Below are 19,224 nucleotides of genomic sequence, written 5' to 3' on the forward strand. Positions count from 1 at the left end.
CTTAATTGAAATTAAAACAAAGGTAAAGAAAAGGTAAAGTTTACTAAAGTAAACATAAAAATACCCAATAACAAAAAGTTTAGCTTTTTGTTATTGGGTATTTAATAATTTAAGAATTAATAGTAGATCGTATTGATATACAACTATCATCACAATTTGATAGAGATTGTTTACTCTGAATTTTTGGCAAGTAAATCGTTACAGTTGTCCCGACTCCAACCTTACTCATAGTACTTATTGTCCCTTGATGACTTTCAATAATTTTATAGCTTAACATTAATCCAATACCGGTACCTTTTTCTTTCGTACTATAAAAAGGCTCCCCTAATCTCTTAATTCTTTCTTCAGGTATTCCTATTCCTTCATCTATTACATGAATAATAACGCCCTCATTATTGATCTTTTTTATATGAACTGAAATTTTCCCGCCAGCTGGCATAGCTTCAATTGAATTTTGTAAAATATTAATAAATACCTGTTTTAGTTGGTTTTCTGAACATTCAATAATTAACTCTTTGGAATCTGTATATAATTCCACTTGAATATTTGTCATAATTGCTTTTGTATTTATTAATGATACGACATTTTTAAATATTTGATAAATATTTTTCTTTTCCGTATTTATTTCATCTGTTTTTGCAATCGACAAAAACTCTTGGAGAATCGCTTCTATTCTTTCAATTTCCGAAAGCATAAGATCAAAATATTTTTCTTGATCTTCTTTATTGATTTGAAATAGCTGTATAAACCCTTTAATTACGGTTAATGGGTTCCTAACTTCATGAGCTACACCCGCTGCTAATTGACCAATCGCTGCTAATGTATCTGATTTGTTTAGCAATTCTTCTGTCTTTTTCCGCTCTGTAATATCGCGTACGATAATCATAATTTTATCCTGCAATAATGGTAAGCATCTAGCTTCAAAGAAATTAACACTTCCATTAATTGCAAGCGGGTATTCAACAATTGTATTTGTTCCTTTTTCTTTCACTTGATGAATTGCTTCTTGAAATTGCTGCGCTACTGGAGATGGTAATACTTCGTAAAACTTTTTTCCCATAAAAGCCTCTGCGGGTACGTAAAATTTTGTAGGAGATCCTGCTTTATAATCTATAATTGTGCCATCATCTTCTGTTAAGAAACATAAATCTGGTAAAGCTTTAAAAATTAATTCCAATTCAGATGTTTGTTGTTTCAACTGCTTTTCTATCGCTTTTAAATGTGTAATATCTACACCAACAGCCCAGTAGCTGAATCCTGTTACAGGAAACTGCTCTGATATATTTGACCACATGATTGTTTTAACTTCTCCGTTTTTACATGTTATACGCATTTCCCAATCTCTAAAATTTTTTCCACGAGTCAAAAATTTACTTTGTATTTGGTGACGATAAATATGGTCTGGGTACAATAATTGAAGTGCATTTGGATTCCCGATTATCTCTTCAGCGGTATAACCTGTAACAATTTCACATTCACGATTCCATAGAATAAATTCCCCATTATGATCAAGCGCATCGACCATGACAGGCATGTTTTGTAAAATTGTATGTAGCTCCTCCTCTTTTTGAGAGAGCAACGTTGCATTTTTACTTTGAAATACTTTTATTACCCCATCTAAAATCAGGTTTGCTAGCATTTCAAAGTATTTTTGACAATTGAAAATTTCACTTTTTGGGCACCATACCACAAAAGATCCTAAATATTGATTGTATAAGAAAATGGGGATTTCAATTTTGGGAAGCTTACATATTTCCATTTCATTTATTCCAAATGAAAATATACATACTTTTTCAGCATCAAGAAGTTGATGTGATATGTTTGTTAACTTATAAAATTGTTCTGCCATGGTTTCTATTGTACTCACATCAATAAGTTCCATTAGCCGCGCATTCATTGCTTTTTCACCTCAATATGTAAAATTAATACAAATCCAAAATTCATACTTCTCCATTATACGAAGAATGTGCGTATAGGTATATAGCTGTAGAATAATTATTCAAACAAATTTTATTTTTCAATTAAAAATAGATAATAGTATACACTCAAGTAAAGCGTTTATCCATTCCATACGAAGCAACTTATTATGTGTATGCCCCCTTTACTTTATTTTCGTTAAATTTCAAAATAGCAAACGATTCTTAGTAGAATAAAAATACAAAGAGATATAAAGTTCACAAAATTTTCATAATTATTATGAAAATTTTAAACATTTATTCCAATATATTCTATATAATGATAGGTAATAAGGCTTCTATGCATCTCATAGAATACCTTACCCCTAATAAAAAGTAAAAAAGAATCCAATGAGGATTCTTTTTTACTTTTTATGCTAACACATGCGTATAGAGAGCATGTGCAACACCGTGTTCTTCATTTGTCAACGTTTCGTATTGACACATCGCTTTTATTTCTTCAACTGCATTTCCCATTGCAATTGATATATTTGCTTTTTCCATCATGGAAACATCGTTTAGGCCATCACCTATCGCTACTGTATTTTCAACTGAAATATTAAGGTGTTCTGCCAATGTAAATAATCCATTTCCTTTTTGAGCCTCTCGATGATTAATCTCTAAATTATGCCAATAGGAAGATGTAATTGCTAAATCTGTATTATGCAGAAACTTCTCTTTTAATTGTTTTAGTTTATCAATGTCATAAGAAAAAGGTAACAGTTTATGCACGTGTATATCTGTTTGTACAATTGGTTTGCAGCTTTCCGCACTATGAAAAGCTGTATGCTCAAGGTATAATGCTGCGATCGTTTCTAACTCTTTCAAGTCGATATTTTCTTTTGTATTCTTCACGTATTCGATTTCGTTACGTACACTCTCTACGCCATATTCCGGTACGTACACACCTTTATCAGTATAAAGTTGATAATATAAGCCATTTTCTTCGAGATAGTTAACAATCTCAAGTGCCTGCATATTTTGAATTGGATGTCTCTTCATCATTTTTTTATCTTTATATATAAGCGCACCATTTTCCGCAATAATTGGACAATCTAAATTAACTTCTAACAATAATCGTTCAATGTCGACGATAGAACGTCCTGTACAAATTGCTACAACATGGCCAGCTTCCTGACATTTTCGAATTGCTTCTGCATTCTCTTTACTAATCATTTTATTCCCCGAAAGAAGAGTTCCATCTAAATCAATTGCAATTAATTTCATTATTTCTTCACCACTTTCTATAAATACACGAGTGCATATGAAACGAAAGATATCGTTCTCATACTGATCTCGTGAAGTACTCCTTATTTATAATTTATGAAAAGCGTTTCAGGTCAAGAAATAATTTTTAAAAACATGAATGAAAATGAGATTTATTATCAATACTATAATTAATAAAAGGGCAACCACGATTTGGCTACCCTTCAAAAATTTATATTTCTGGATCAAAAGTTTTGCAATCTGTTTCTTCCGTAGTTGATGCATGTTTCCCTTTATTACTTACTACATAAATTGCGTCTGCACTACATTTATTACCATTAGCCCAAAATTTACAATTGTTTACTTCACATAAAACGTCTTGTGCCATAGTATCACACCTCCTTGTTCTATTATCATTAACAAAATTCGGAGGTATGATACTCTTTAGAATGCATTTTTTATTACCTTTTGAGCTTTCTTAATGATTCTATATCACCTCGTACAATAGCATCGATATTTTGGGTTATCTTTTCAACGTCAAAATGCCACCATTGAATTCGCAATAATTCTTCTATTATTGCATTTGAAAATCTCTCTTTTATTTTATTTGCAGGGTTTCCACCAACAATTGTATATGGTGCGACGTCTCTAGTCACAACAGATTTAGCTGCAATTATTGCACCATCACCTATTTTTATTCCGGGCATAATAGTTGTATCCATACCAATCCAAACGTCATTTCCTATAACTGTATCTCCTTTATATGGTAAATCACATAAATCTGGTGTGAATTTCTCCCATCCATTCCCGAAAATATTAAAAGGATACGCCGAAAATCCATCCATTCGATGATTTGCTCCGTTCATAATAAAGGTAACTCCAGATGCGATACAACAAAATTTCCCAATAATGAGACGATCTCCGATGAATTCATAATGATATAATACCCGATCTTCTAAAGTTTCCCCATGTTTCGCATCATAATAAGAATAGTCATCAACGAGTATATTAGATTTCGTTATTGTATTTTTTATAAAATGAACGTTTTGATTTCCTTCAATTGGGTACTTAACATTTGGATTAGGATTCATGTTGCATACTCCCTTTACCATTCATTTCACTTTCAACTGCTATTACTGGCTTTAAATTGTAAATAGGTAAAATAAACAACAATCCAATTATAAATAGTAGAGCCGTTCCTTCGTACATCGTACTTAATGAAAACATCTCCTTTAATGAACCAGCAATACTCATCGTTACTACCATTGAACCAGTAAATAGCGGACTTAAAATACCATTAACACGACCAATAAAATCCGTATCACTATTTTGAATAATAAGCGTATTAATACCTATTTGGATACATGGAAGAGCTAAACCACTAAAAAGTTGTGCTGTAAGTGTCACCCATAAATTTGTAGAGTATCCTATTATACCAATGCCAATGGCCTGACCGAGCATCCCTACTATTAACATTTTTTGCGGAGCAACATTTTTCGCAAATACCATCGCTAAAGCTCCTCCAACAATCATCCCCGCACCATTTACTGTTAGTAACCATTGTAAACTCTCTTTTGATAACCCTAACTGCTCAGTCACAATAAATATACCTAGTGGCTGAATTAAACCTATCCCTAGCCCTGCTGCCATAAAACATAGTCCAAGCAAAGTTAATGCTTTTTTCTTTTTTACGTATTTAATACCGTCCAGCATTTCCTGTAATAGAGTGATTTCTTTCTTCTCATTATCATTCTCAAGATCTTTCGGAAGAAATAACAATACTGCTGCTGCAAGTAAAAAAGCAATACCTGTTATGATGATTGAAATATAAATTCCAAAACTATGAAAAATAAATGTTCCAAGAATCGGTCCTAACACCATAAAAATTGCAAATATCGTTTGATATATAGACATCGCTAATTGGATTTGTTCCGTTGATAAATGCTGTTTAAACAATTTCATACCAGATGGTTGAGAAAACTGTGAAAGGATTGCAGAAATAAGCGTGACAAAAAATACAATTTTCCACGTTCCAAACATAAGAGTAATTAATACAGCGAATACTGAAATAGAACTTAACGTTTCACACCATATCATTGTCTTCTTCGGCTTCCACCTATCAGCAAAAGTTCCGCCAATAAAGGAAAAAATAAATATTGGAGCAAACTCCGCAACTGAAATCATCGAAATAGCAAAAGCATCACCTTTTGTCATCTCCATTACGTATAATAATACCGCAAAGTTTCGAACCCATATTCCAATTTGTAAAAATAATGCTGATGCTAGAATCCCTTGTACAAACCGGTTTTTTAATACTTGTGATACCCCAACATTTTGTTTCGTTACTACATTTGTCGACATAAAAAAGCCTCCTATTTCATGTTCTGAACAGGAGGCAGCACAAATCATATGAAAAGACTATATTTTTCGCAGAGCGAAATACATCCCTTTTCTATAAATGTACAGACTAACCCTATTCAGAAGAATATTTCGTTTTTTAACGAAGATCTCTTACAAATAGAATTAGTTGATCATTGGGATGTCTTCACCCTTCCGTTTCGAATTTAAATAACACATACATACTCTATGTAAATCATTTTCTATGTATGCATGTCTTACACTAAATATTCTAGAATGTTAATGGTAATTCCTCTAAAGAACGCATTAAATAATTACCTTGCCATTTCATTTCTTCACGATTCCCCTTTATTTGTAGTTCAGGCATACGATTGAACAAAGTAGTAATAGCAATCTTCGCTTCTAACCTAGCAAGTGGAGCGCCTAAGCAGAAATGGCTACCATGACCAAAGGCAATATGGCGATTATTTTCCCGAGTAATATCGAATACTTCTGGGTTTTCAAATACTGTTTCATCACGATTAGCCGAAGCTAATGAAATGATAACCATGTCTCCTTTTTGTATTATTTGCTCGTGAATTTGAAAAGGTTCTGCTGCCCATCTTGCAGTTGTAACCTCAACTGGAGAATAATAGCGCAATCCTTCCTCAATAGCGGAGTCAATTAAATTTGGATTATTTTTTAATAACTGTAACTGATCCGGATTTTCGAGAAGTGCTAATACTGTATTTGTTATTAAATTCACCGTTGTCTCATGACCTGCAACAATTAATAACATTATCATTGAATATAGCTCTGGAGCATTAAGTTTATGCCCTTCATTTTCTGCAAGTATTAGCGCGCTCACCAAATCTTCTTTTGGATCTTTTCGTTTTACATCAACTATATATTGAAGATATGTAATAAACTCAGATAGTTGTTTTTCGATTTCTTTTATTTCTTCAGGTGTTTCAGGCGATGCAATGACAGCATGAGACCAAATTCTAAATTTCGCTTGATCTTCTTTTGGAATGCCAAGCATTTCACTTATCACAATGATCGGTAAAGGAAATGAATAATCATCAACAAGGTTTAATGAACCTTTTCGCTCAACTTCATTCAATAAATCATCTGCGATATGCTGAATTCTTCCTTCCAATTGCGCGATCATCTTCGGTGTGAAAACTTTTTGTACGAGTGATCGTAAACGATTGTGGTTAGGTTGATCTGAATTTAACATGTGCGTAGTTAAATGATCACTATTATCAACAGTAAGAAACACATTCAATGTATCTTGAGAAAAGACATTGGCTGGATCTTTTTTTAAGCGATTATCTTTTAAAAGTGGCAAAGCATCTTCATATCTTGTAATAAGCCACTCTGCACCTAATTCAGTTTTATTTACAAATAAGATAGGTTGCATTTTTCTTGATTCTTTATAAATTTCATAAGCATCTTCTTTAAACTGCGCGGAAGCTAAATTAATGCCATCCTCTATTTTTAGCCCAACTTTGTTTTTCATTGACATCGCATTCCCTCACTCTCATTTTTTTGAAAACGAACCAACAGTTGCATTATACTCTAATAAAAACATGAAAATTGTAAATTTTTAAACAAAATCTTACTTCATATATTGAAAAATAAAAAAGTGAGAGAATAAAATTATTTTACTCTCTCACTTCTTATTATGCGAAACACATAAAATTACTAATTTGTTGATAGCGGTAGCTTACTTTACGACGGCGACCACCTTGCCAAGTGTAACCTGAAACCCCATTTCTCCTCACTTCAGTCGGGAAGAACCATAAGTCTCTTCCGAAAGGTCCAGGACGGTGCAAACGTAAATAGCCCCATCTTCCTAGACAGTTACACATCCATGATTTCATATTCCCTGCTTGTGCTGGAGAAGCAAATGTAGACGGTAACGACGGCGCTTGTGACGGTGGTGGTGACGTTGGCGCATCTTCCGCATCATCTGGTCTATAATCTTCTTGTTCCATATCTCTCACTTCATTTACAGATTCATACCCGTAGCTTTGTGGATTATAATACATCCCTTGATCATATGGATAATTTTGTTGGTTATACATTTTAACAAATCACCTACTTTTCATTCAGTACCTTTAACATTCATATGTGATACGCCCTCTATAGGAAGCTTATGTATAGCCTAAATTTATAAAAAAAGTTGCAAACCACAAATAGAAGAGATTCATAATAAATCTCTCCTATTTGCACTAAGCAAAGCACATATAATTACTAATTTGTTTATAATGGTAAGTTACCTTAAAACGACTACCATTTTGCCAAGTGTATCCTGATACATCACACCGCCGAACTTCTGTTGGGAAAAACCATAAATCTCTCCCAAAAGTACCAGGTATATATAACCTTAAATAGCCCCATCTTCCTAGACAATTACACATCCACAATCTCATTTGAGCTATTGGCATAGGAGTAGCAAATGTAGACGGTAAACTGGGAGGGTTAGATGGAGGTAGTAACTTTGGAGTATCATCTAATTGACATGAACAAAATTGATTGTTCAATGAACTATTCCTCCTAATTATTAGTAAACTCTATATAGTATATGAGCTTTCTTTTTATATGAAACTTCCATTTAGGAAAAACTTCTGTTTTATTTCACAAAAAAATCCATTCTAACTCTTTAAGAGAATTAGAATGGATTTTTAGTTTAATCGCTATTTCAACTTCACACTATAAAAGCGCATTTCTTCTAATGAACCTACATATTCAAACACTTCTTGTTTAATTAATTGCTTTAAACGATATTCTAAAAACGTATCGCCAACTAACTGCTCTACAAGACCAAGTGCCTCACCAATAACTCTAGGTGCTTTTAGGAATTCTCGATCAGCACCTACACTTTTCGCGCATTCAATAATAAATTGATCAAAATAATCTTCTTGTACAGAATGCACGTTACTTTCTTTCCAAACTCTTAAAAATTCCGTACTATTCGATAATCTATCCCACTCATTTTCAAAGTTTACTCTGCTCTCTATAGTTAAGTATGGTGAATCTACACAATTTCTTAGGACAGCGGATAAACTTTCAGGCGATAATTCCCCTGTTCCACGAATAGCATAAACTTGTTTTAATATTATTCTACTTGCTTCAGATGTATTAATAATTCTAATATTTTTCTTATCTTTTAATTGTGCTATTACAAAACACAGACCTACATGTTCATGTGCATTATCGGCCTTCCAAATGGTAATTGGTGTTTCATTTGGGATTGAATGAAGATCTTCTAAAGTTTCCATAAATCTTCGCAAATATTCATCTTCAAAATAATTATCATAAGCGGTTAAGTTGTTTACTAACCATTTCTGTCTTGCTAGTTGCCCCTCATTCATATGTATCTTATATATCGGGCCAATTGAAAAGAATTCCGAAAAAGTGACAACCATCTCTTCCAATCGTTCTTCTTGACCCAGCATATGTTTTAAGCATCCAGCTGTTGAATCGTCAAAAGTAATATGTATGTGTGAGCTTTCTTTTACATTCCTGTTATAAGATGTATTACTCGTTAGTTGCTTGGGAATATCCATCAAATTTTTAATTATATCTTCACTATAGTTTTCTTCTAATAAATTCAACTGAATTAGAAGACTTTGAAGTAAATGTTTTGCTTCATCTTCGTACATATCTTCTACAACATTTTTAATTTTATCTATCATGTAAATCCCTCTATTCATTTCAAAAGTAACATAGACTATAGTGTATCATTTCATTGCAAATATTTAAAAGTTTTATCTTTAGTATTAGTGTGTAAAATTTGCTGTATTTTTTCAATTACAAATTATTTATAGAGTATTTTATTTTTATGAAGAAAATACTTTATAAATCCTTTTATTTGTATGTATAATTATATAAAACAAAACATAGGAGCAATTTCCATAATGAAAAAACTAATTAATTACAAATACCTTTTAAAAAACTGGCGATATCTTTTCATATGTATACTCCCTACAATTAGTTTATTTTACATTTTCGACGTTACTTTTGAATTACTGTACCACCAAAATTTCTACTTATCTAACTTAATATGTGCTGTAATCTTATTCATTTTATTTATCAATATTAAAGATAAATTTAAAATTAAAGATGATAGTACTTTATGATTAAACGTGATTCTTTTACGTTCAATCCTTTTTTAATTAGATGCTTATTAGAAACTTACACTGCCTCAAAATGATTGCTCATATCCTTTTCTTCTGTACAAATACCTTTTGTTTCTTTCAGTGTAATTGGTATATTGCTATTTATTATGTTGATTCGACATGTTTTACAAACAAAAAAGAGCATCTTCAATATCGGATGCCCTCATGTGATTACAATTTTTTCTGCGTATTATATAATTATGCGTCGTATTTAACTTCACTTTATGATTACTAATAAAAATGTAAAAGATAAAAACAAACAAAGTGGAATATATAAATTTGTATCCATTCTAGCAAACTTGGTATCCTTTTTTCGTTTAAAGATACCAAAATAATTAAACTCACCAATTACCCTTATGAAAAAAACAATCATACAAATCCAGGAACCGGCTTGAACAATAACATTAGGAACTGCAATGTGAACAATATTTGTTTGTTGTAATAAAATTATTGCTGCTATACTTAATAACAACGCAATGACCAGTGTAATTCCTGTATGAGGTGTAAACGCTTTTTCTCCCGATATAGTTGGAATAACACTATTTGTTCCCCACGTACCTCCGAAAGCCCAATAAACATGCAAAAAGCTAACTAAGAATAATATACAAACAGAGATAAATGTAATAATAAGCATTTTGTCCTCCATTTATTTTATTTCAGTTCCCATCTTTAACATATATTATGAGACCTTCATTCGCAACCTATATTTCATTACGCAAAAAAACCCTTAATAATTTATCTATTTAACGATAAATCATTAAAGGGTTACTAAATTTCATTACGCATTATACCTATTCCTTCTACGTTCCATCCTTGTTTGTCCTTGAACAGTATCTTCTTTGTATTGATCTATGTCCTCTTTCATTTCATACGTTGCAGCTGGTTCTTCGTAATTACGCTTATGGACTCTTTCTTGATTTTTACGTTTAGACGTCTTTCTCCCAAACTTAAATAATTTCATTTTTAATTTTGGTAATCTTGGAAGACGAACCTTAAATGATAGCCTTTTGCGTTTCTTTTTTTGCTGAAATAGATTTGTATTCTCTTTATTATTGTTCTCTTTGCGGTGTATTAACATCGCAAGTAATCCCCCTAAGATAAGACCTCCAGTTAAAAATAGAAGATATACATACTGACTTGTCATTAAGCTCGTCATGCGTTCAAGTATAACTAAAGACTGTACTTCTTTTATATCCCATAGTAAAGCGCCCCATAATGAGAATAAGCCCAAAGTAAGCCCATATGTACGAAAACGGAATAAACACGGTATTAACGCGATACACGCGGCAATTTTTGCATTCGAAATTATTGAACTTGTTGATATATCCTGGTTCCAAATGATTAACAGTAGTGTTATAAATGGTGCATATGCTATCCAGCTACATATACGTGAATATATCTTTTTCGCAAAATAACTACCGAAACTAGTAAAAAATAATAGTCCTCCAATATATAAAGATTGTTCTAGTGGGATTTGCTTTATAATTCCTGCAATTGGAAAGAGGCCGCTTAGTAGCATTAATAGCACATCTAATTTCTTCACAATTCCCCATTCCTTTCAATTTTTCAAATTAATAAAACTCGTTTTTCCATATGATATAGTTTTTGTATTTCTAAAAAACATCTTAATCCTGTATGTTAATAAAGTAAATACTTAAAAGAAACGATACATGACAAAGGATAGCATTATTTACATGAAAAAATGACAAATCCTGATCGGTACAACGAACAGGATCTGTTAACTTTATTTATAGTAAAATTACAGAATCTTTCTTTTCTATATTTATTATATCTACATCTAATTCATCTTCAAACTCTTTAAACTCTCTTGCATCTATATCTGTAATGTAACTTTTGATCACTTTAAACATATGCATGGAATACGTCATATGTACATTCTTTTCCAAGAGCATACTAGAATTACAACACATGTAATGAATCATTTTTACGATTTGTTCCCTTTCTAGATGTTTTACACCTAATGGTAGAATTTCAATTATATATCGATGCAAGGTTTCACTATAATTAAACGCATACTCTCCAGCGCTATAATACATACCTTTTCGATCTACATATAAACCGGTACTATCCGTAACCTCATCACGTTCTATCGCACCGTAGGTTGGTACATCAAAATCTGTATTGATTCTAATAATATTTAAATTTGGAACCTTTAGCACATTAGGAACAATCTCAGGTAAACTATCTATATGAATTTTTTTATTTTGTAACCCTTGTATCCAATATTTTCTCATATTCGCATCTACGATGTAATACACCTGTTCATTCTGCTCTTTTGCATGTTGTACAATTTCTATTAAAGTTTCGGAAACAAATTGTTTAAAAAGAACCCCCATATCATTTCTTTTTGAAGGTTGCGGTAAAAATGCATTATGATTATTTAAATTTAATAATAAGCGATCAATCGTATACCAATCTGTATCCCCATATAATTTATATAAAATTTCTTTTCCTTTTATCTTTGAAAAAATAGGTAAAAAATCAAATTTCGAGATTCGTTCAATTGATAACATGACGTATGTGCAAGGTAAATTTATCTTATTCCAACTACGCTTCAAAAACCCTCTCTGTTCTAATAAGCTAAAAATACTATTTACAATTGTTTTATGAGATACACTTTGACCAATAAATAAATCAATAAATGTTGAAATGCGATTTGTCCGCGCAAAACCTTCTCTAATGATTTGTTTTGGATTAATTTTTTCGCGCCCATCACAATTTTTTATTGCAATTAATGCTAATGTCGCATCAGACCGCTCTCCTGCAGTTTCATAAACAGCTTTCACAACATCATCGACAAGGTTGGATTTATATTTCTGGCAATACTGCATTTTATATGGATTTTGTAATACCTTTTCAATATTAAATCTCACTATCTTAAGTAATACTGGAGAATCTGCATTCAGTAAATAGGATGACTCACCAATTTGAGCTAAAACAATTTCACTTTCAAATAATACTTGTTCTATTTCCATCGATATTTTTTCAGACCATATTTCCAGCGTTATCGTCTCTAGTCCTTTTGGTGTAAATAAAGGAAAGAATTCATTCTCAGTATTTGTTACTACCTTTTTACATTCTGGGAGTAAGGCAAAACAAGAGAATTTCTGCTGAAATTCTTTAAATAAATACTCTTTCTCTGTTACTTTTATACCAAGTTTTATTTTAGTACCTTGTACTTTATATATTCTTTCATTGTACGGAAATAACACCCTTATATTTGTACCTATTAGATAATCTTTCGGATATTGGAGAATATGATCTAAATTAACCTCTCCGCCTATATGAAAATCATCTTTTAAATTTCTAAATATTTTAATCCACTTCATACCTTTTGTAGCTTGTTGTACTTTTAGTTTTATAAACCTTAATTTTTTATTATTTGCTGCAAACTCTGGAGTAGAAATTAATACCATGCCCCGTTTTCTTCTCAACAGTAAAGGGATATCTGGATGATTATATTCTTGATAGAATCTTCGAATGCCTACGGAAACATTTAATAATGGGATATTCTCTCCTGCACGAGTAATACATTCAAACCGATATACATAAGCGAAATAATCTTGTGTGCTTTCATCTTTAATTGGTTCTGACATGGCCTCACAAATATTTTGTGATCGTAGTGGAGAAAAATAGATTTCTTCTTCAATTTTATCTTCCAATTGTACCGGATGCTCACAAAAAATATGTGAAATTAAAGCGGGCACCCACTTAGAATATATTTCATTATCATGTAATACTGATAAATTAGAAACCAAATCGTAATGCCATTCATATTTTGGCGGTTCTATTAATTTATTAGGTTTCCAATCATGAATAACCTCATACCAACTTTGGAAAATATAATCAAGTTGTTCTTGTCTAATAGGTTCTTTCGATACAATCCATGGTGTATTTTCATTTAATACATACGGATTATGCTGAATAAACAATATGTCAGAAAACATATCATACAATCTTTCATTCAATCGTTTCAACTTACTCGTTAATAAAAACGTCTTATAATGTATTTCTACAATATCTAGCCATTCAATAGGAAAATATATAAATGATACACTTTCGTTTAAAAGGGGGGCTACTATATTTTCAAATGTTGATACCCTTAATTTTTCCATAAAATGAGTACTTCCTTTCTTTATTTGTCTTGATCATCAAAAACTAGAAAACGCTTACTTCATCTAATTAATTTAAACCAAGTATTTAAAAGAAAAATAAAAACATTTTATTAAAATAATACGTTATTAAAACAACTCTTTTAAAAGTTTAAAGCAATTATCATTTACATCACCTCTAACATCACTATAATTATACATTCTGATTATATAATATATAAGTGTATTATATTTATTATTTACAATATTTTTACAAAAAAATAAAAAATAGCATAGTTTTTATACATTCTATATCTAATAGAAAGCACTCTATCATTTAAGCATATAATAATAGGTTAATAAACAAGCAGTTTTTTTACTACAACATAGAATAATATGAATCCTAATTGAAGGGAGGTATAAAAGAATGTCCTGGAATAATGATTGTTGGAGTTCTAAGAAAAAGCATTGTTGTGATGACTGGTGGAAATCTAAAAAAGAGCACCATTGTGATGATGATTGGTGGAAATCTAAAGAAAAACACCATTGTGATGATGACTGGTGGAAATCTAAAGAAGAGCACCATTGTGATGATGATTGGTGGAAATCTAAAGAAAAACACCATTGTTGTGATGACTGGTGGAAATCTAAAGAAGAGCACCATTGTGATGATAATTGGAAATTCAAGCGAAATAAGTGTCGTTGTAAATGTTTCTTTATTTGTTGTCATTGTAAAAGGAAACATTGGTAAGATTTTCAGTGCCAATTTAAAGGAAAAGAACATGTCTTTGGGACTGATAAATGCTAGATTATAATAACTAAAAAGACTGTCTCTAAATGGGATGGTCTTTTCGTCCTTTGGATTCTCCGTCCATCCCGACAGATTAACGTTTTGATAAAAGGGCTACGATCATCGATTACGAGCGCATAGATACGTTATCCACACTTTACTCTTTTTTCAAAGAACTGTATAGGTATAGCGTAATATTGATTCTATTTTGAGAAATCCCCGGAAATGTCCCCTTTTTCTCGAAAAAAAGACCTGCATAAATGCAGGTCAAATATAAATTAGGGAATGTCCTTAGAAAAAATTACTGATGAAATTTCATATCACTTATGCTTTGGGAGACGGAAATCTTGCAGCTTCAAAATGCGTACTGTTTTCTACATTAGAAATAACTCCAGCTACGCTACTTTGTGCAAAAATCTCGACTAAATCCCCTGCATTCAACTGAATGATTGATGAAACAGCAACGACGTTGGCAAAGTTTATTGGACCAAAAAAGTCATTATCTATTGCAATTGCTGGATTTCCATTAACACGAATTTCTACCCGCGCTCTATAATTTACGTTTATGTTATTCGGGATAAAAGCAATCGTTCCAATAACAGAATAAACGCCTCTTGTCTTTGGAATAAAAATTGATGTAGTTGGATTATACTCATTCGCTAAATCAAATTGTTCATTTTGGAATAATACTTTAACAAAAGTATCGGCTGGAACATTTTGAATCCCCGTTTTTATAGCTCTAAAAGCAGATGCTCTTACAAGCTTGCCCTCTTTATCATCACAACAATCCACTTTCACATGAATCCAAGGGTTTTCCTCATGCTTTTTATCACATTTTTTATAATATCCATCATATTTGTTATAACACTTACTACTTTTATAACAATCATGATATTTCTTTTTGTAACCCTTACAATCTTCACCATAAGAATAGGACATACTAACATCTCCTTTCAAATTCATTACTATATATTATGTAAGATAGATTTAAAAAGTTTGGACGAGCTTTTACTATTTTTAATAGAATTAAAAAAGCCCCATCATTTTGCGGGGGAAGGAAACAATAAAATATATAAATGACACACTTTCATTTATATATTTTCAAATATTAATAACCGTAATTTCCTCATATAATTCTTACTTCCTTTCTTCATTTGTCTTGATCATCAAAAAACTATAAAAAAGGTATTGTCTATACCTATGTATAGCAATACCTCTATTCTTTATCCAATTACATCTTTCACGTCTGTATCCACTGGCCATTTCTCTAACGTATAAGCCATTTCCCAAAATGAATATTCATATTGACTACTGATAATGAAATGCTGTTTCATACGATTACGATCTGCCTCTGTTACTGTCTCCGCTATAGCATCTAACCGAGCGATCTGTTCCTCAACTAACGTACGGAACCAATCTGATCCATATGCAGAAATCCATTCTTGATAAATTGGTTCTTCTGGCGTGCTGGCTTTTAAACGTTCACCAATTTCGTAATACAACCAATAGCAAGGTAAAATTGCTGCGATAATATCCCCTAAATGCCCCTCATACGCAGCTCGATACATATGTGAAGTATACGCATATGCAGTTGGCGCAGGGATAAAATGATTTTTTTCTTCTTTTGTAATCCCTAGCTTTTTGGCAAAATTCTCATGTAAGGATAATTCCGCCTCATACGTATTTTGAGCATGGTGCGCCATACGGGCAGTCGTTTCTAATTCAAGAGCTTTTGCAGCTCCTAACGTTTGTACTCTAGCAAAATGACTCAAATAATATGAATCTTGAAGCACATAATAGCGAAAACTAGCTAAATCTAACGTTCCCTCTCCAAGTTTTTTTACAAAAGGATGATTAAAACTAGCTTCCCAAATTGAATCTACTTCTTTGCGTAATGATTGTGAAAAAGTCATTTAAATCCCTCCAGGTAATTTATAGAACACAAATATTTATCCCATTTATTAAAGCTGTAAAATAAAAAAACTTTCTTTACAGGCGTAAAGAAAGTGAAATAGACGATATTAATTTATGCATAAAATATCTTGTCTTCCCCACTTCCCTACGCTGGCATTAACCAGATCAGGTACTAAGAGTCTCAAAATTTCATTTGATCTCAGCCTATAACAGGCCCCCCTAGTGGATAAATATTTAGTTATCGTATTGTAATTATCATAGCATACTTCGTGGAACTATCAAAAGTTTTAATTGTACAATTATCTTAAAATCCTTCTTCTTTTCTAACTTTTAACGATGTTTCAATTATCATATCTAATAGTTTACTATAATTAATGCCCGCCGCATCTGCACTTTTTGGTAATAAACTTGATTGTGTCATCCCTGGTAATGTATTAACCTCCATTACATATGGAATTCCATCCTTCACCATCATATCAACCCTTGCATAAACACTACATTTTAATGCTTTATAGCAAGCCAGTGAAGCTTTATTTACACGTTCCTTAATTTCACCTGGAAGTTCAATAACTTCTTCAATTGTACTCGTATCATCATATTTTGCATTGTAATCAAAGAACTCCGCTGCATGTCGAATCGAGATGATAGGTAACTGTTTCCCATCAAAAATGGAACATGTAATCTCTTCGCCCTTTATATACTTCTCAATTACTACTTCTGAATCCCATTCAAATACAGTTTCCAGCATTGAAATTAATTCATTTTTATTATAGACGATTTTCACGCCAACACTCGAACCACCAGAGTTAGGTTTTACCACTAACGGAAACCCTAACTTCTCTAACTCTTCAAGGTTTAGATCCTCCATTTTTGTAAGTTCAATCCAATCTGGCGTTTCTATTCCTTCATAACGTAAAATCTTTTTTGAAAGATTTTTGTCCATACATATACCGCTAGATAACATATTGCTACCGCTATAAGGAATACCTAAACTCTCAAGCGTCCCTTGAACCGTACCATCTTCTCCGTATTTTCCGTGTAATGCGAGCAGCGCAAAATCAATGTCTTTCGCTTTTTCAATTAAATCCATTTTTTCATTTAACGTAATTGGAACGATTTCATACTTACTTTTATCTAAATGTGCAATCATTTCATTTCCAGTCATAATTGATACTTGTTTTTCAGAGGATACTCCTCCCATAATAACGCCAATTCTCATCTTCTCAACTCCAAGTTTCATTTTTTAATGTATCACCAATTATTTGAATCCCGCTAACTATTTCCTTTTCTTTCAAACGTGAAAATCCTAATCGGAAAGTGTTTGCTCCTCCTCCGTCAGAATAAAAAACATCTCCCGGAGAAAACGTAACTCCTTTCTCAAAACACTTTTGTAAAAGTGTTCGGGCATTAATATGCTCTTCTAGTTCTATAAATAAATGAAGTCCACCGTCTCCAGTCATTCTTTTAAACGGAATGTACTGATTGCATGCTCCAACAGCTAACTCATATTTTTTCTTATAAACAGATCTTGCCTTTTTTAAATATTTCTCAAAATATCCTTCATGTAAATATTGAAAAAGAACAGCTTGATCTAAAGTAGATGTGTGAATCGTTCTTGCCCTTTTTATACTTTCTAAATAATGAATCAGTTCTTTGTCTGCTATAATCCAACCTACACGTAACCCTGGAAAAAGTACCTTTGAAAAGCTACTAATATAAATGACGTTATTACCAGCTCCAGCAAAAGTTAATAATGGTGCTAAATGTGAACCTGAATAACGTAATTCTTCATTAAATCCATCTTCTATAATAGGAATCTTATATTTTGAAAATAATCTCATTAGTTCCGTTCTTTTCTCCGAACTCGTAACAATGCCAGTCGGATTATGATAAGAAGGAATTAAATACGCAAAATCAAAATCCATTTCACCTAAACTTTTTTCTACTTCATGTGTATCAATACCATCATCATTCATATCAATCCCATGAACTTCAAGTCCATGCAAGCGAAAAAGCTTCAGTGCAGCATGGTGAGTTGGATTCTCACAAATAACACGCCCTGATTTCTTTGATAAAGAAGAGAGTACAATATCTAATCCTTCTGTAAATCCATTTGTAATTAAAATATCTTTGTTCGAAATATCTACACCTTTCATTTCCATATAATGAAGTAGATAATTCATTAAAGGTCGATAACCTTTTGCATATCCGTAATTCAATACGATATCCCCTTCAATGGACATACGAGTAAGAAAAGCTCTTTTGAAATTTTCAACATCAAATAGCTTTTCATCCGGTGCTATACTATTAAAAACAATCATTCCTTTTTCCCAGCGAACACCATGTTTCATTAAATCTAATTCATCCGCTAATGTGGTAACTGTATTAAGTTTATTTTTCCAATCTATTTCAACAGCCAAATTGTTAGATATATCAACTTTTGCAACAAAATTCCCTTTTCCTTTAACTGCATAAATGAGGCCTTCTTGTTCTAGATCCGCATAAGCAGCGAGTACAGTGTTTCTACTCACAGTTAATAATTCACTCAATTCCCTTGTTGATGGGATTTTTTGATCTCCTAACAAATGCCCTTTCATAATCATCTTTTTCAAATAATCTTTCAGCTGTATATAAACGGGTCGATCTTTGACGACTTTAAAATCTTTAAACAATTTCTTACCCCCTGCAATCATTTTTGCATATTTATTTCATTCTCAAAAGGT

17 protein-coding genes, 1 pseudogene and 1 riboswitch are annotated in these 19,224 nt (G+C 32.0%); of the genes and pseudogenes, 2 read left to right on the forward strand and 16 right to left on the reverse strand.

The features are described 5' to 3' along the window. Positions 1-109: 109 nt before the first annotated feature. The 9 genes and pseudogenes from EUC40_RS13600 to EUC40_RS13640 form a co-directional block, all read right to left on the reverse strand. Complete coding sequence (locus EUC40_RS13600) at positions 110-1,897, reverse strand: PAS domain-containing sensor histidine kinase (RefSeq protein WP_156575655.1); 1,788 nt, start codon at positions 1,895-1,897, stop codon at positions 110-112. Positions 1,898-2,327: 430 nt separating this feature from the next. Continuing rightward, entirely contained in the window at positions 2,328-3,182 is an 855-nt protein-coding gene (locus tag EUC40_RS13605) for a Cof-type HAD-IIB family hydrolase (RefSeq protein WP_156575656.1), read from the reverse strand. Positions 3,183-3,393: 211 nt separating this feature from the next. Next, a complete protein-coding gene (locus tag EUC40_RS13610; protein WP_000046092.1) occupies positions 3,394-3,549 on the reverse strand; it encodes a DUF1540 domain-containing protein in 156 nt (51 codons plus the stop codon). Positions 3,550-3,622: 73 nt separating this feature from the next. Beyond that, positions 3,623-4,252, reverse strand: coding sequence for a Vat family streptogramin A O-acetyltransferase (locus tag EUC40_RS13615; RefSeq protein WP_156575657.1), 630 nt, complete (start codon positions 4,250-4,252; stop codon positions 3,623-3,625). Further along, positions 4,242-5,522, reverse strand: a complete 1,281-nt coding sequence (locus EUC40_RS13620) for an MFS transporter (protein WP_071712126.1) — start codon at positions 5,520-5,522, stop codon at positions 4,242-4,244. Before EUC40_RS13620 ends, EUC40_RS13615 begins: the two co-directional genes overlap by 11 nt. A gap of 268 nt (positions 5,523-5,790) precedes the next feature. Then, complete coding sequence (locus tag EUC40_RS13625; protein WP_156575658.1) at positions 5,791-7,026, reverse strand: cytochrome P450 family protein; 1,236 nt, start codon at positions 7,024-7,026, stop codon at positions 5,791-5,793. A gap of 157 nt (positions 7,027-7,183) precedes the next feature. Beyond that, positions 7,184-7,588: a hypothetical protein gene (locus tag EUC40_RS13630; protein ID WP_071712128.1), complete on the reverse strand. Its 405-nt coding sequence runs from the start codon at positions 7,586-7,588 to the stop codon at positions 7,184-7,186. Positions 7,589-7,735: 147 nt separating this feature from the next. Beyond that, positions 7,736-8,008, reverse strand: a pseudogene (locus EUC40_RS13635) (hypothetical protein); the annotation flags it as partial. 192 nt (positions 8,009-8,200) lie between these two features. After that, a complete protein-coding gene (locus EUC40_RS13640; protein WP_156575660.1) occupies positions 8,201-9,202 on the reverse strand; it encodes a DUF1835 domain-containing protein in 1,002 nt (333 codons plus the stop codon). A 219-nt stretch (positions 9,203-9,421) separates the two neighbouring features. On the opposite strand from EUC40_RS13640, the gene EUC40_RS26955 reads away from it, so the two are divergent. Next, complete coding sequence (locus EUC40_RS26955) at positions 9,422-9,646, forward strand: hypothetical protein (RefSeq protein ID WP_167520165.1); 225 nt, start codon at positions 9,422-9,424, stop codon at positions 9,644-9,646. A gap of 256 nt (positions 9,647-9,902) precedes the next feature. Here EUC40_RS26955 and EUC40_RS13645 read toward each other — a convergent pair whose 3' ends face one another. From EUC40_RS13645 to EUC40_RS13655, 3 genes are all read right to left on the reverse strand, one after another. Further along, entirely contained in the window at positions 9,903-10,319 is a 417-nt protein-coding gene (locus EUC40_RS13645; protein WP_156575661.1) for a DUF3995 domain-containing protein, read from the reverse strand. A gap of 144 nt (positions 10,320-10,463) precedes the next feature. Then, complete coding sequence (locus EUC40_RS13650; protein WP_156575662.1) at positions 10,464-11,228, reverse strand: DUF3959 family protein; 765 nt, start codon at positions 11,226-11,228, stop codon at positions 10,464-10,466. A 205-nt stretch (positions 11,229-11,433) separates the two neighbouring features. Next, on the reverse strand, positions 11,434-13,821 hold the full coding sequence (locus EUC40_RS13655) for an RNaseH domain-containing protein (protein WP_156575663.1): 2,388 nt from the start codon (positions 13,819-13,821) through the stop codon (positions 11,434-11,436). Between the two features lie 383 nt (positions 13,822-14,204). On the opposite strand from EUC40_RS13655, the gene EUC40_RS13660 reads away from it, so the two are divergent. Further along, positions 14,205-14,612 (forward strand): hypothetical protein, encoded by a 408-nt coding sequence (locus EUC40_RS13660; protein WP_156575664.1) that lies wholly within the window; start codon positions 14,205-14,207, stop codon positions 14,610-14,612. A 299-nt stretch (positions 14,613-14,911) separates the two neighbouring features. On the opposite strand, the gene EUC40_RS13665 is transcribed toward EUC40_RS13660, so the two are convergent. The 4 genes from EUC40_RS13665 to pdxR all read right to left on the reverse strand — a co-directional run bounded on the left by EUC40_RS13665 (position 14,912) and on the right by pdxR (position 19,173). Continuing rightward, complete coding sequence (locus tag EUC40_RS13665) at positions 14,912-15,526, reverse strand: ABC transporter permease (RefSeq protein WP_156575665.1); 615 nt, start codon at positions 15,524-15,526, stop codon at positions 14,912-14,914. A 284-nt stretch (positions 15,527-15,810) separates the two neighbouring features. Then, positions 15,811-16,500, reverse strand: coding sequence for a thiaminase II (tenA, locus tag EUC40_RS13670; protein ID WP_156575666.1), 690 nt, complete (start codon positions 16,498-16,500; stop codon positions 15,811-15,813). Positions 16,501-16,626: 126 nt separating this feature from the next. Next, positions 16,627-16,732: riboswitch (TPP riboswitch) on the reverse strand. A 73-nt stretch (positions 16,733-16,805) separates the two neighbouring features. Next, on the reverse strand, positions 16,806-17,720 hold the full coding sequence (gene ddlB / locus EUC40_RS13675) for a D-alanine--D-alanine ligase (RefSeq protein ID WP_071712152.1): 915 nt from the start codon (positions 17,718-17,720) through the stop codon (positions 16,806-16,808). 4 nt (positions 17,721-17,724) lie between these two features. Beyond that, a complete protein-coding gene (gene pdxR, locus EUC40_RS13680) occupies positions 17,725-19,173 on the reverse strand; it encodes a MocR-like pyridoxine biosynthesis transcription factor PdxR (protein ID WP_156575667.1) in 1,449 nt (482 codons plus the stop codon). Positions 19,174-19,224 lie beyond the last annotated feature (51 nt).

Source organism: Bacillus luti (genome assembly GCF_009739945.1).
Lineage (GTDB): Bacteria > Bacillota > Bacilli > Bacillales > Bacillaceae_G > Bacillus_A > Bacillus_A luti.